Consider the following 13,721-nt stretch of genomic DNA (forward strand, 5'->3'; position numbering starts at 1 on the left):
GGCTCACGTTGCGAACTCGGCCTCGTGCAGTTCCTGGCCTCGACGGGGCGAGCTGTAGAGTCGCGACGGCCGGTCGGCGAGGGAAGAACGGCCGGACCTGCGAGGGGATGGCGCGTGCTGCACCTGAGGGTGATCGCCCCGGAAAGCAGGTCGACGGAGGTCGTCGACCTGCTTTCCGCAGAGGCGGGGGTAACTCACCTCGCCGTGCTGCCTGGTGCCGCCCGGCAACCGCAGGGTGATCTCATCCTCTGCGACGTGGTGCGGGAGAGCGCTGACCGCGTACTGCGGCAGTTGCAGCGGATCGGCGTGGACACCGACGGCGGCATCGCGGCCGAGGACGTCGAGTTGACCATTTCCGCGGCGGCCGACCGGGCGGCGGACCGGGCACCGGGCAGTGGCGCGGACGCTGTGGTCTGGGACGAGATCGCCGCGAAGACCGGCGAGCAGACGGAACTGTCCGGCACGTACCTCGTGCTTATCGTGGTGGCCACCATGATCGCCGGCATCGGCGTGCTGCTGGACCAGCCGATCCTCATCGTCGGGGCGATGGTGGTCGGCCCGGAGTTCGGCCCTCTCGCCGCGCTGTGTGTGGCGCTGCTGCGCCGCCAACTCGGGGTGGTCGGCCGCTCCGTGCAGGCTCTCGCGGTCGGCTTCCTGGCGGCCATGGTGGCGACCGTGCTGAGCACCTGGGCGCTGACCGCCGTCGGTCTGGTCAGTCGGGAGATGCTGCTGGCCGACCGTCCGCTCACCGATTTCATCTGGCGGCCGGACGCGCTGTCCTGGGTGGTCGGTCTACTCGCCGGTGTCGCCGGCATGCTCTCGCTGACGTCGAAGAAGTCCGGCAGCCTGGTCGGCGTGCTCATCTCGGTCACCACGGTTCCGGCGGCGGCGAACGTGGCGGTAGCGGCCGCCTACGGAGTGTGGGACGAAGCGGGCGGCTCGGCGCTCCAACTGGTGATCAACCTGAGCGCGATCGTCCTTGCCGGCCTGCTCACCCTTGTGGTGCAGCAGGCCTGGTGGTGGAACCTGGCCCGGCGGGCCCGTCGTCCAGCAGCCGGGTGAGCAGCGTCCGCAGCGGGATCGACTCACCGTCGCGGCCACCGGCCCCGACCACCAACGGCGCCGGGCTCGGCTCCGGGTCAGCGCCGAACAGCCGGGCCCGCAGACCGCCCGGCACGGTCAGCAGGTGGAACCGACCGGCCACGTCCACCGCCCGGGTCTCGGCCCGGTCGACGTACCAGCCGGTCAGCCTGGTCCGGTAGCGCCCACGCCCGTCGTACCCCCGGGCGACCAGCCGGGTGGTGCGCAGCCCGCGCCGGGTCGCCTCGGCCACGAACCAGGCCACCAGCTTCGCTGCCTCGGCCTGCTCGGCGGCCCGCCGCCGCGCGTCCGCGTCGGCGTGCGCCCGCACCGCCTGCCGCTGCTGATCCCGCCACTCCCGGGCGTCTCGCTGACTCACGACGCCGACGGTACGCGAGCCGACTCGGTCGAGCACGGCGCGCAGCGTCTGCCGGGCGATGCCGACCATCACCGTGTTGGTCTCGACGTAGTACGGCAGCGCGTTGATCGCCTGCTCCAGGGCCCAGCCGCGCCCCCGCTGCCAGGTCGAGTCGTCCACGCCCAACGCCCGCCGGTACGTCTCCCGGGAACCCGCGGCGAGCATGTTCCACGCCGGCATCAGGTCCACCGCGGGGTCGCCCACGCCGACCGAGCCCGCCGCCCGCCGCCCGCGCCCGCCGCCCGCCGCCCGCGCCGATCTTGCGTTTTCGGTCGTCGATACACAGGGAATGACCGCTTATGTCGGGACAGTAAGTGCAAGATCGACGGAGCAGATCACCTCGGCTTCGTCGATCATGGAGTTGTGGTGCCTGGGTTGGCGCTGTGCGGGTGATTTGTCACCCACCACAACTCCATGATCGACGGGACGGCGCGGGGTTGACGTGCTGAGGGTCAGGCCAGTCCGGCGCGGCGCAGGGCCTCCGCCATCGCGTCATTGGCCGGCGCCGGTGCGCCCTGCCGCTGCCCGCCGCGACCGCCCTGTGAGCCGCCGCGACCGTCCTGTCCGCCGCGACCACCCTGCCCGCCACGACCGCCCTGTGAGCCGCCGCGACCGTCCTGTCCGCCGCGACCGTCCTGTCCGCCACGACCGCCCTGTCCGCCACGACCGCCCTGCTGTCCGGTGCCGCGGCCACCCTGCGGGCCAGCGGATGCGCCCTGCCCACCGCGGCCACCCTGCGGCGCGCGCTGCGCCGGCCCCCCACGCCCCTCTTGGCCCGCCCGACCACCACCGCCGCCACCACCGGCGGCGGGTTCGTCGTCCAGGCGCAGGGTCAGCGAGATCCGCTTGCGGGGTACGTCCACGTCGAGCACCCGGACCTTGACCACGTCGCCGGACTTCACCACCTCGCGGGGGTCCTTCACGAAGGTCCGGGACATCGCCGAGACGTGCACCAGACCGTCCTGGTGAACTCCGACGTCGACGAACGCGCCGAACGCGGCCACGTTGGTGACCACGCCTTCCAGCACCATCCCCGTCGTCAGGTCGCTGATCTTCTCCACCCCCTCGACGAAGGTGGCGGTGCGGAACTCCGGGCGGGGATCCCGGCCCGGCTTCTCCAACTCGGCGAGGATGTCGGTGACGGTGGGGAGGCCGAACCGGTCGTCGACGAAGTCGGTGGCCCGCAGCCCGCGCAGGATGCCGCTCTTGCCGATCACCGAGCGCAGGTCCTGGCCGGTGGTGGAGAGGATGCGGCGCACCACCGGGTACGCCTCGGGGTGCACGCTGGAGGAGTCCAACGGGTCGTCGCCACCGGGGATGCGCAGGAAGCCGGCGCACTGTTCGAACGCCTTCGGCCCGAGCCGGGCCACCTTCTTCAACTCGGTACGCGTACGGAACGGCCCGTTGGCGTCCCGGTGCAGCACGATGTTCTCGGCCAGCCCGGCGCCGATCCCGGAGACCCGGGTCAGCAGCGGCGCGGAGGCGGTGTTGACGTCCACCCCGACCGCGTTCACGCAGTCCTCCACTACCGCGTCCAGCGACCGGGACAGCTTCACCTCGGACAGGTCGTGCTGGTACTGGCCGACGCCGATCGAGCGCGGGTCGATCTTGACCAGCTCCGCGAGAGGGTCCTGGAGGCGGCGGGCGATGGAGACCGCGCCGCGCAGCGACACGTCCATCCCGGGCAGCTCCTGGGAGGCGTACGCGGAGGCGGAGTAGACCGACGCGCCGGCCTCGGAGACCATCACCTTGGTCAGGTTGAGCTGCGGGTGCCGGGCGATCAGATCACCGGCGAGCTTGTCGGTCTCGCGGGAGGCCGTGCCGTTGCCGATCGCGATGAGCTCCACCCCGTGCGCCCCGGCCAGCCGGGCGAGGGTCTCCACCGACGCGTCCCACTGCCGGCGAGGCTCGTGCGGATAGATCGTGTCGGTGGCGACCACCTTGCCGGTGGCATCCACGACGGCCACCTTCACGCCGGTCCGTAGGCCCGGGTCCAGGCCCATCGTGGGCCGGGTGCCGGCTGGCGCGGCGAGCAGCAGGTCCCGCAGGTTGGTGGCGAAGACCCGGACGGCCTCCTCCTCGGCCGCCTGCCACAGCCGCATCCGCAGGTCCGCGCCGAGGTGGATGAGGATCCGGGTACGCCACGCCCAGCGGACCGTGTCGGTCAGCCAACGGTCGGCCGGGCGGCCCGCGTCGGACACCCCGAACCGGCCGGCGATGGCCGCCTCGTACCGGGTCGGGCCGGCCGGTACGGCGTCCGCCTCGCCCGCCTGCTCCGACTCCATGGTCAGGTCGAGCACGCCCTCCTTCTCGCCCCGGAACATCGCCAGGATCCGGTGCGAGGGCAGCTTCGGGTACGGCTCGGAGAAGTCGAAGTAGTCGGCGAACTTGGCGCCGGCCGTCTCCTGACCCTCGCGTACCCGGGAAACCAGCCGGCCCCGCGACCACATCTGCTCGCGCAGCGTGCCGATCAGGTCGGCGTCCTCCGCGAAGGTCTCGATGAGGATGGCCCGGGCGCCCTCCAGCGCGGCGGCGGCGTCGGCGACGCCCTTGTCCGCGTCGACGAACCCGGCGGCGGTGGCCTTCGGGTCCTGACCCGGGTCGGCCAGCAGCGTCTCGGCCAACGGGGCCAACCCGGCCTCGCGGGCGATCTGCGCCCGGGTCCGCCGCTTCGGCTTGTACGGGAGGTAGATGTCCTCCAGCCGGGACTTCGAGTCGGCGGCCATGATCTGCGCTTCCAGGGCCTCGTCGAGCTTGCCCTGGGTGCGGATCGACTCCAGCACCGCGGCCCGCCGCTCGTCCAGCTCGCGCAGGTAGCGCAGCCGCTCCTCCAGGGTGCGCAGCTGGGTGTCGTCGAGCAGGCCGGTGGCCTCCTTGCGGTAGCGGGCGATGAACGGCACTGTCGAGCCGCCGTCGAGCAGCTCCACGGCCGCCCGTACCTGACGCTCGGCCACGCCGAGCTCGTCGGCGATCCGCTGATGAACAGACTGGGTCACGATCTCGATCCGCCTTCGGGAGTGGGTACCGGTTGCATTCTGCCGGGCGGCCCCGGTCGCTGTCGCCGCGCCCGGCCGGGGCGGCAGACCGAACCGCATCGCCCGGCCGGGGTGACCGGCGGCGGTCCCGTCGGGCCTGCGCTAGCGTTGCGATCATGGAATCTGCTGCGGAGCCGCGCGCCCGGCGGCTCTTCGGCGGCAGCGCCCGGGCCCTCGGCGACCTCACGGCCAACCCGTTCCGTGCCGACCGGGACCGGATCGTCGGCTCGCCGTTCTTCGCCCGCCTCGGTGGTGTCACCCAGGTGATCAGCCCCGTCGGCTCCGGGCTGCTGGTGCACAACCGGCTCACCCACAGCCTCAAGGTCGCTCAGGTGGCCCGGGCGGTCGCCGAGCGGTTGGGCGCCGACGAACGGTGGCGTGACCTGCTGGACAAGCTCGGCGGCTGCGACCCCGACGTGGTGGAGGCGGCGGCGCTCGCCCACGACCTCGGCCACCCACCGTTCGGGCACCTGGGGGAGCGGGTGCTCGACCGGCTGGCCCGCCAGCGCCTCGGCCTCTCCGACGGTTTCGAGGGCAACGCGCAGTCGTACCGCATCGTCACCAGCACCGAGATCCGTGGCGCGGCCACCACCGGGTTGGACCTGACCGCGGCGGTCCGCGCGGCGATGCTGAAGTACCCGTGGACCCGGCTGGACCACCCCGACCCGCACCCGCGCACGATGGACCCGCCGCCGCGGGGCGCCACCCCGCCGCCGGACGACCCGGAGAGCGGGTCGTCGAAGTTCGGCGCGTACCGGACCGAGCTGGACGACCTGCGGCAGGCCCGGGCCCCGTTCGCCGGCCGCATCCCGGACTGGCAGCAGACCGTCGAGGCGTCCGTGATGGACACCGCCGACGACATCGCGTACGCCATCCACGACGTGGAGGACTTCTACCGGGTCGGGGTGCTCCAGCAGGGTTCGGTCTCCGCGGAGTTGATGGCCTGGCAGCGCGAGAGTGGGCAGCTGCGGGCCATCACCGACGCGGCGCTGGCCACGGCTGCCCGGCGACCCGGGGCGGCGATCGAGCGGCTACGCCGGCAGCTGCACCGCAAGGACGCCTGGATCGCCGACGACGACGCGTTCGCGGCCGCCGTCGAGCACGTCCGCGAGGAGTTGGTGGACGGGCTGCTCGCGATGCCGTTCGACGGCTCGATCGAGGCCGAGCAGTACGTGGCCCGGTTCTCCGCGCGCTGGTCAACCCGCTTCGTCGAGGCGATCACGGTCACCGAACAGCCGTCGGTGCGCTCCGGGCACGTGCTGCTGGGCTGCGCCCAGTGGCACGAGGTGCAGGTGCTCAAGTTCGTCCACCACCGCTTCGTGCTGGCCCGCCCGGACCTCGCCCTGCACCAGCGCGGCCAGGCCCGGCTGCTGGGCACCCTGGTCGAGGCGCTGTGGGAGTGGCTGCTCGACCCGGAGGAGGAGTCCCGGCTGCCCCGCCGGTTGCACGACCTGGTCGAGCTGGCCGAGGCGGAGCTGCACCCGCGTACCACGGACCGGATCGGTCGCGCCCGGGGCCGGGCCATCGTCGACTTCGTCGCGCAGCTCACCGATGGTCAGGCGGTGGCCATGCTCGACGCGCTCTCCGGCCGGTCCGGCGCGCTCTGGACCGACGCGTTCGTGCTCTGACGACCCGACGGCCGCCTCAGGCGATGCCTGCGACGGCCGCCTCAGGCGATGCCTGCCGCGGATTCCCTCAGGGGACGGCCTGCTGTGGCCTGCCTCAGGCGACGGCCTGCCACCACCCGTCGACGGCGGGCGGCTCGTCGACGACGACCCGCTCGCCGGGGCGGGGCACGGCGAGGCGCACGTCGCGGGCCTTCGCCTCGGCCCACAGCCGGTCGACGGGCTCGGACCAGTCGTGCAGGGCCAGGTTGAACGTCGCCCAGTGCACCGGCACGAACAGCCCGCCGCGCAGGTCGAGGTGGGCGCTGACCGCCTCCTCCGGGAACATGTGGATCGTCGGCCAGGCCCGGTCGTACGCGCCGATCTGCATCAGCGTCACGTCGAACGGCCCGTGCTCGGCGCCGATCTCGGCGTACCCGTCGAAGTAACCGGAGTCGCCGGTGTAGAAGACCTTGCGGCGCGCCCCGGCCACCACCCACGAGCTCCACAGGGTGCCGTCGCGGCGCAGCCCGCGTCCGGAGAAGTGCTGGGCGGCGGTGGCGGTGATCTCCAGGCCGGCCACCCGGTGCGACTCGGACCAGTCCAGCTCGATGATCCGTTCGGCGGGTACGCCCCAGCGGTCCAGGTGCGCGCCCACTCCGAGCGGCACCAGGAACGGCGCGGACTGCCCGGCGAGCAGCGCCCGCACCGTGGCCATGTCGAGGTGGTCGTAGTGGTCGTGCGAGATCAGGATGGCGTCCAGCGGGGGCAGCTCGTCGATGCCCACCGGCGGCTCGTGCAGCCGGCGTGGGCCGACCAGACCCGAGGGGGAGCACCGCTCGCTCCAGACCGGGTCGAGCAGCACCCGCCGGCCCTCGATCTCGATCAGCGTCGAGGCGTGGCCGTACCAGACGATGTTGAGCTCGTCGGCGGCCTCCGGCCCGTCGGCGCTGGGGCGCAGCAGCGGGACTGCGGCGGTCGGACGCCGCTTCTGCTTGCCGAAGATCAGCTCGCGGACCAGGTTGCGCCCCGGCTCGGCGACCATCGTGCGGGTGCCGGCCCGGTTGTGGAAGGTGCCCTCGCGGAACTGCGGCGAGCGGGCCGCCCGTTCGGCCCGTGCCCCGCTGAGCCGGCCACCCAGGGCCGCCGGCACATCCCGGGCGACCCAGGCCAGGCCGGCCAGCGCGGCCAGGCCGGCGGCGCCTCGCATCCGCCGCCCGAGCGACCGTTCGACGTCCGTGTTCTGCGCTCGTGCCATTGCCGTCCCTCCGACGTGTCCGCCCTACACGGTAGTCACCCGGACCGAACCGTGCCTCGGTGGTCGCCACGCCGGGTCGGCCACCGGCAGCGGCGACCGACCCGGGACGAGGTTCAGAGCGTGCTCAGCCGCCGTTGCTGGGGCGCCGGGCGGTGATCCGGAACGTCTTGCCCACGCCCGCGATCCGGTCCACCGCCGCCAGGAACTTCGGGCCCATGGCGGCGCGGGCCTGCACCGCCGGGTGGGTCGCGCCGAAGTCCTCCGGGTTGGCCTGCCCGTCGGCGAAGAGGGCGTAGGTGAGCACCGCCGCGCCGGAGCGGTCGAAGATCACACCGGCCTCGTGCCGGGCGTCGGCGTACCAGCCGGCCTTGGTGGCGATCCGGGCCCGCTCGTCGGAGGACATGGTGCGCCGGATGCCGTCGGTGAACGCCACCGGGGAACGCAGGAGACCCAACAGGTACGTCGTGGAGGCGGGGGAGAGCAGCGTGCCGGCGACCAGGGCGCGCAGCAGGTCGTGCGTCTCCCGGGGGGTGCTGGTGCCGAGGAAGAACCGGTTCGGGTTGGCCACCGGCTGGACCTGGGTGTTCGGGAAGCCCTTGGCGACCAGGATGGAGTTGATCTCGGCGGCCGGGGCGACCAGCCCGCACAGCCGCACCGCCGTGTCGTCCGAGACGGTCAGCAGGTTGGCCAGCACGTGCCCGATGGTGACCAGGCTCGGGTACGCGCCGTCCAGGCTGAAGATGCCGTCGCCGCCCGGTACGACGATCGTCGAGCTCACCTCGACCTGCTGGTCCAGGGTGAGCAGCCCCCGGTCGACCTTGTCGAGCACCGCCGTGGCGACGGCGATCTTGTTGACGCTGTACGCCTCGATCCGCCGGTCCGCGTCAGCCTCGACCGCTACCACCGGCGCACCGGCCGGGTCGGCGACGCTGACGTACGCCTGCCAGTTGCCGCCGGCCTCGGCGCTGTGCTTGGCGAAGACGGAGGCGACCCGACGGGCGGCCCGAGCGGGGGTGGTCGGCGACGCCTCGGTGGTCTCGGCTGCGCTCGCCGGGGCGGCGGCGCCCAGCACGGTGCCGGCGGTGGCCACAGTGCCCAGTCCGAGTGCCGTTCTGCGGTTCAGTCGCATGGTGAATCGTCTCCCCGATCGTGGTGTGCCTGAGCGCTTGCTGGCCCACCACCCTAGGCGAGTTGATCGATGCACGACGCCCCCGAATGTGTCCCGAACAGTCCCGAACAGGTCAGCCGAACCGTCGGCGCAGCGCGGCGCCCACCGCGCCCACCGGCCCGGACACGAGTTGCCGCAGGTCGGGCAGGTGACCACCGCGTACCGCCTCGCCGGCCGGGTTCGCGGTGAAGACCGAGCCGTCGTGCGGGGCGACCGACCGTCCACTCAGGCCGGCCGCGCGCATCAACGGACCGACGAGGACGTCGTAGACCCCCGGCAGCACGGTGAAACCGGCCCGCAGCACCACGTTGAGCCTGCCCACCGACACCTCCCGGCGGGGCCGGTCCACAGAGTGCACGATGGCCCGGGCCACCCGCTGCGGCCCGGCCACCGGTGGCGGAGGTCGCCCGATGCGGCCCAGGTAGTTGGCCGCCTGTTGGTAAACCGGTGTGTCCACACTGCCCGGGTTGACCAGGCACAGCCGGATCTCCGGGCTGTCGCGCAACTCCTGCTGCACCGTCCGGGCCAGACCCTGCAACCCCCACTTGCTCGCCACGTACGCGCTCATGTACGGCGCGGTGATGTGTCCGAGCACCGAACCGGTGAGGATCACCGTGCCGGCCCCGACGGCCCGGAAGTGCCGCAGCGCCACCCGCACCGAGCCGGCAGCGCCGAGCAGATCGGTCCGTACCACCTGGTCGAAGACCCGTTGTGGCAACTCGTCGAAGCGACCGTAGGCCATCACCGCCGCCGTGTGCACCCACACGTCGACACGGCCGAAGCGGTCGATCGCGGCCTCCGCGAGCGCGTCCAGCGCGTCCGGCTCGGTCACGTCGGTCGGCACGGTCAGCACGTCGACGTCGGCGCACTCAGCGCGTACCTCGGCTAGGGTCGTGGTGGCGCGGGCGGCGAGGACCAGGCGGTCGCCGCGCTCGGCGAACGCCCGGGCCGTCGCCCGGCCTATGCCGCTGGTCGCGCCGACGATCACGACCACCCGGCTCACGGCACTCTCGCACTCATGGTTCGAGCACGACCTTGATGCAGCCGTCTTCCTTCTTCTGGAACATCTCGTACGCCTGCGGCGCCCGGGCCAGCGGCATCCGGTGGGTACGCAGGTCCTCCACGCCCAGTGGGTCGTCGTCGCCGGAGAGCAGCGGCAGGATCTCGTCGGTCCACCGGCGCACGTGACACTGCCCCATCCGCAGCTGGACACCCCGGTCGAACATCTCCATCAGCGGCATCGGGTCCGCCTCGCCGCCGTACACCCCGGAGACCGACACGGTGCCGCCGCGGCGAACTCCCTTGAGCGCGGCGTGCAGGACGGACAGCCGGTCCACGCCGGCCCGGTCGGTCATCGTCTGGGCCAGCTTGTCCGGCAGCAGGCCGACGGCGGTGTGGGCAAGCTTGCCCACCGGCGACCCGTGCGCCTCCATCCCGACCGCGTCGATCACGGCGTCCGGGCCCCGGCCGTCGACCAGGTCGATCAACGCGCCCGGCACGTCGGACAGTTGGCTCACGTCGATCACCTCGATGCCGTGCCGGCGGGCCAGCTCCAGCCGCTCCGGCACGAGGTCCAGCCCGATCACCCGGCCCGCGCCGAGGTGACGGCCGATCCGCGCGCAGAACTGCCCGACCGGACCCAGACCGAAGACGGCCAGGGTGCCGCCCGGCGGGGTGTCGGCGTACTTCACCGCCTGCCAGGCGGTGGGCAGGATGTCGGACAGGTAGAGGTAGCGCTCGTCGGCGCCGGTCTCCGGGATCTTGATCGGCCCGAAGTGGGCCTGCGGGACACGCAGGTACTCGGCCTGCCCGCCCGGCACCGAACCGTAGAGCGAGGTGTAGCCGAACAGGGACGCGCCCTTGCCCTCGCTGGTGACCTGGGTCGTCTCGCACTGCGCGTAGAGCTGGCGCGAGCACATCCAGCACCTGCCGCAGGCGATGTTGAACGGCACCACCACCCGATCGCCCGGCTTGAGCCCGGTCACCTCCGACCCGACCTCCTCGACGATGCCCATCGGCTCGTGGCCCAGGACGTCACCCGGCTTCAGGTACGGCCCGAGCACCTCGTACAGGTGCAGGTCGGAACCGCAGATCGCGGTCGAGGTGATCTTCACGATCGCGTCGGTCGGTTCCTCGATCCGGGGGTCCGGGACCTCCTCGACCCGTACGTCCCGCTTGCCCTGCCAGGTGAGCGCCTTCATGTCCCTCATCCCCTTCACGCTGCCGTCTCGAGAGACTGCTACCCGCGCTCGGGCACTTGAACCGGCTGCCTGTCCCCGGCGGGCTTTGTCGGTGGCGGGGTTGATCCACTCGGGTTCCTTGAAGTCGCGGCATCCGAGGCCCGCCAACAGGCCGATTTTCTGAAGCCCGAGTGGATCCTCCCGGAGCCGCGAGAAAGCAAGACCGCCGTACCCCCGAGGAAAGCGGGGTACGGCGGTCTGGTGTCGTGCGGCGGACCCTCAGGAGCCGGGGGTGTTGTTCGCGCCCTTGGCGGTGGCCGCGAGGTAGTCGCGGTTGAGCCGGCCGATCGTGTTCAGCGGGATGCCCTTCGGGCAGGCCGGGGTGCATTCGCCGGCGTTGGTGCAGCCGCCGAAGCCGGCCTCGTCGTGCGCGTCGACCATGCCGATCACCCGGGTGTAGCGCTCGGGCTGGCCCTGCGGCAGCAGGGAGAGCTGGGTGAGCTTGGCGGCGGTGAAGAGCATGCCGGAGCCGTTCGGGCAGGCTGCCACGCAGGCGCCGCAGCCGATGCAGGCCGCCGACTCGAAGGCGGCGTCGGCGTTGGCCTTGGCGACCGGGGTGGAGTGGGCCTCGGGCGCGCTGCCGGTCGGCGCGGTGACGTAGCCACCAGCCGCGATGATCGTGTCGAAGGCACTCCGGTTGACGACCAGGTCCTTGACCACCGGGAAGGCGCTGGCCCGCCACGGCTCGATGTCGATCGTCTCGCCGTCCTTGAACTGCCGCATGTGCAGCTGGCACGCGGTGGTGCCGCGCTGCGGCCCGTGCGCGTCGCCGTTGATCATCAGGCCGCACATGCCGCAGATGCCCTCGCGGCAGTCGTGGTCGAACGCCACCGGGTCATCGCCCGCGAGGATCAGCCGCTCGTTGAGCACGTCGAGCATCTCCAGGAACGACATGTCCGGGGACACGTCGTCGACCGGGTAGGTCACCATCCGACCCTTGTCCTCAGGGCCCTTCTGGCGCCAGATGCGCAGGGTCAGGTTCACTTGTAGCTCCGCTGCGTGGGGTGGACGTATTCGAACTTGAGGTCTTCCTTGTGCAGCACCGAGGGCTCGCCGTCGGCGGTGAACTCCCAGGCCGCCACGTACGCGAACCGGTCGTCGTCGCGCTGCGCCTCACCGTCGGGGGTCTGGTGCTCGGCCCGGAAGTGGCCGCCGCAGGACTCCTCGCGGTGCAGGGCGTCGATGCACATCAGCTCAGCCAGCTCGAAGAAGTCGGCCACCCGGCCGGCCTTCTCCAGCGACTGGTTGAGTTCCTCGCCGGTGCCGGACACCTTGACCCGCTGCCAGAACTGCTCGCGCAGGGCACGGATCTCGTCGATCGCCTTGCGCAGCCCGGCCTCGCTGCGCTCCATGCCGCAGTGTTCCCACATGATCTGGCCCAGCTCCCGGTGGAACGAGTCCACGGTCCGGTCGCCGTCGACAGCGAGTAGCCGCCGAATGCGGTCCTCGACGTCGGTGCGCGCCTCGATCGCCGCCGGGTGGGTGGCGTCGACAGTGTCCAGCCCGCCGGAGGCCAGGTAGTTGGCGATGGTGGTGGGCAGCACGAAGTAGCCGTCGGCGAGGCCCTGCATCAGCGCCGAGGCGCCGAGCCGGTTCGCGCCGTGGTCGGAGAAGTTCGCCTCGCCGATCACGAACAGGCCGGGGATGTTCGACTGGAGGTCGTAGTCGACCCACAGGCCGCCCATCGTGTAGTGCACGGCGGGGTAGATGCGCATCGGCACCTCGTACGGGTCCTCGCCGGTGATCCGCTCGTACATCTCGAAGAGGTTGCCGTACTTGGCCTCGATGGCCTTGCGGCCCAGCCGGCCGATCGCGTCGGCGAAGTCGAGGTAGACGCCGAGCTTGGTCGGCCCGACGCCCCGCCCCTCGTCGCACACGTTCTTCGCGGCGCGGGAGGCGATGTCGCGGGGGACCAGGTTTCCGAAGGAGGGGTAGATCCGCTCCAGGTAGTAGTCCCGCTCGTCCTCCGGAATGTCCTTCGGGCTGCGGTCGTCACCCTTGGTCTTCGGCACCCAGACCCGGCCGTCGTTGCGCAGCGACTCGCTCATCAGGGTCAGCTTCGACTGGTGGTCGCCGGAGACCGGGATACAGGTCGGGTGGATCTGCGTGTAGCACGGGTTGGCGAAGTACGCGCCCTTGCGGTGCGCGCGCCAGGTGGCGGTGACGTTGCAGCCCTTGGCGTTCGTGGAGAGGTAGAAGACGTTGCCGTAGCCGCCGGAGCCGAGCACCACGGCGTCGGCCATCTCGGTGCTGATCTCGCCGGTGACCATGTCCCGGACGACGATGCCGCGGGCCTTGCCGTCGACGAGGACCAGCTCCAGCATCTCGTGCCGGGTGTTCATCTCGACGTTGCCCAGGCCGATCTGCCGTTCGAGGGCCTGGTACGCGCCGAGCAGCAACTGCTGGCCTGTCTGGCCCCGGGCGTAGAAGGTGCGCTGCACCTGGGCGCCACCGAAGGAGCGGGTGTCCAGCAGGCCGCCGTACTCGCGGGCGAACGGCACCCCCTGGGCGACGCACTGGTCGATGATGTTGACCGACACCTCGGCGAGCCGGTGCACGTTCGACTCCCGGGAGCGGAAGTCGCCGCCCTTGACGGTGTCGTAGAAGAGCCGGTGGACGGAGTCGCCGTCGTTGCGGTAGTTCTTCGCCGCGTTGATGCCGCCCTGTGCCGCGATGGAGTGCGCCCGGCGCGGGCTGTCCTGGTAGCAGTAGGACTTGACGTGGTAGCCCTGCTCGGCCAGGGTCGCGGCGGCGGAGCCGCCGGCCAGGCCGGTGCCGACCACGATCACCGTCATCTTGCGGCGGTTGGCGGGGTTGACCAGCTTGGCCTCGAAGCGCCGGGTCTCCCAACGCTTCTCGACCGGGCCGGTGGGAGCCTTGGTGTCGGCGATCGGGTCGCCCTCGGTGAAGAGTTCCAT

Annotated in this window: 10 protein-coding genes; 2 read left to right on the forward strand and 8 right to left on the reverse strand. The window is 72.0% G+C overall.

What is annotated here, in order from left to right:
• Nucleotides 1–114 precede the first annotated feature (114 nt).
• Nucleotides 115–1,062, forward strand: coding sequence for a DUF389 domain-containing protein (locus tag ABZU43_RS15375; protein WP_355007156.1), 948 nt, complete (start codon nt 115–117; stop codon nt 1,060–1,062).
• Here the strand turns inward: ABZU43_RS15375 and ABZU43_RS15380 are convergent.
• Complete coding sequence (locus tag ABZU43_RS15380) at nt 992–1,459, reverse strand: hypothetical protein (protein WP_355007321.1); 468 nt, start codon at nt 1,457–1,459, stop codon at nt 992–994. The genes ABZU43_RS15375 and ABZU43_RS15380 overlap by 71 nt on opposite strands.
• Nucleotides 1,460–1,950: 491 nt before the next feature.
• Nucleotides 1,951–4,494 carry a Tex family protein gene (locus tag ABZU43_RS15385; protein ID WP_355007157.1) on the reverse strand — a complete coding sequence of 848 codons (2,544 nt, stop codon included), beginning with the start codon at nt 4,492–4,494 and terminating at the stop codon, nt 1,951–1,953.
• Nucleotides 4,495–4,649: 155 nt separating this feature from the next.
• Between ABZU43_RS15385 and dgt the strand changes: the two genes are divergently transcribed.
• Entirely contained in the window at nt 4,650–6,161 is a 1,512-nt protein-coding gene (gene dgt / locus ABZU43_RS15390; RefSeq protein ID WP_355007158.1) for a dGTP triphosphohydrolase, read from the forward strand.
• A gap of 94 nt (nt 6,162–6,255) precedes the next feature.
• On the opposite strand, the gene ABZU43_RS15395 is transcribed toward dgt, so the two are convergent.
• From ABZU43_RS15395 to ABZU43_RS15420, 6 genes are all read right to left on the reverse strand, one after another.
• Entirely contained in the window at nt 6,256–7,395 is a 1,140-nt protein-coding gene (locus ABZU43_RS15395; protein WP_355007159.1) for an MBL fold metallo-hydrolase, read from the reverse strand.
• Between the two features lie 124 nt (nt 7,396–7,519).
• Nucleotides 7,520–8,524 (reverse strand): serine hydrolase, encoded by a 1,005-nt coding sequence (locus tag ABZU43_RS15400; RefSeq protein WP_355007160.1) that lies wholly within the window; start codon nt 8,522–8,524, stop codon nt 7,520–7,522.
• 112 nt (nt 8,525–8,636) lie between these two features.
• Nucleotides 8,637–9,566 (reverse strand): SDR family NAD(P)-dependent oxidoreductase, encoded by a 930-nt coding sequence (locus tag ABZU43_RS15405; protein WP_355007161.1) that lies wholly within the window; start codon nt 9,564–9,566, stop codon nt 8,637–8,639.
• A gap of 13 nt (nt 9,567–9,579) precedes the next feature.
• Complete coding sequence (locus ABZU43_RS15410) at nt 9,580–10,764, reverse strand: zinc-dependent alcohol dehydrogenase (protein WP_355007322.1); 1,185 nt, start codon at nt 10,762–10,764, stop codon at nt 9,580–9,582.
• Between the two features lie 258 nt (nt 10,765–11,022).
• Nucleotides 11,023–11,787, reverse strand: a complete 765-nt coding sequence (locus ABZU43_RS15415) for a succinate dehydrogenase/fumarate reductase iron-sulfur subunit (protein ID WP_355007162.1) — start codon at nt 11,785–11,787, stop codon at nt 11,023–11,025.
• Nucleotides 11,784–13,721, reverse strand: a complete 1,938-nt coding sequence (locus ABZU43_RS15420) for a fumarate reductase/succinate dehydrogenase flavoprotein subunit (protein WP_355007163.1) — start codon at nt 13,719–13,721, stop codon at nt 11,784–11,786. Before ABZU43_RS15420 ends, ABZU43_RS15415 begins: the two co-directional genes overlap by 4 nt.

The organism is Micromonospora sp. NPDC005205, from assembly GCF_040608275.1.
GTDB lineage: Bacteria > Actinomycetota > Actinomycetes > Mycobacteriales > Micromonosporaceae > Micromonospora.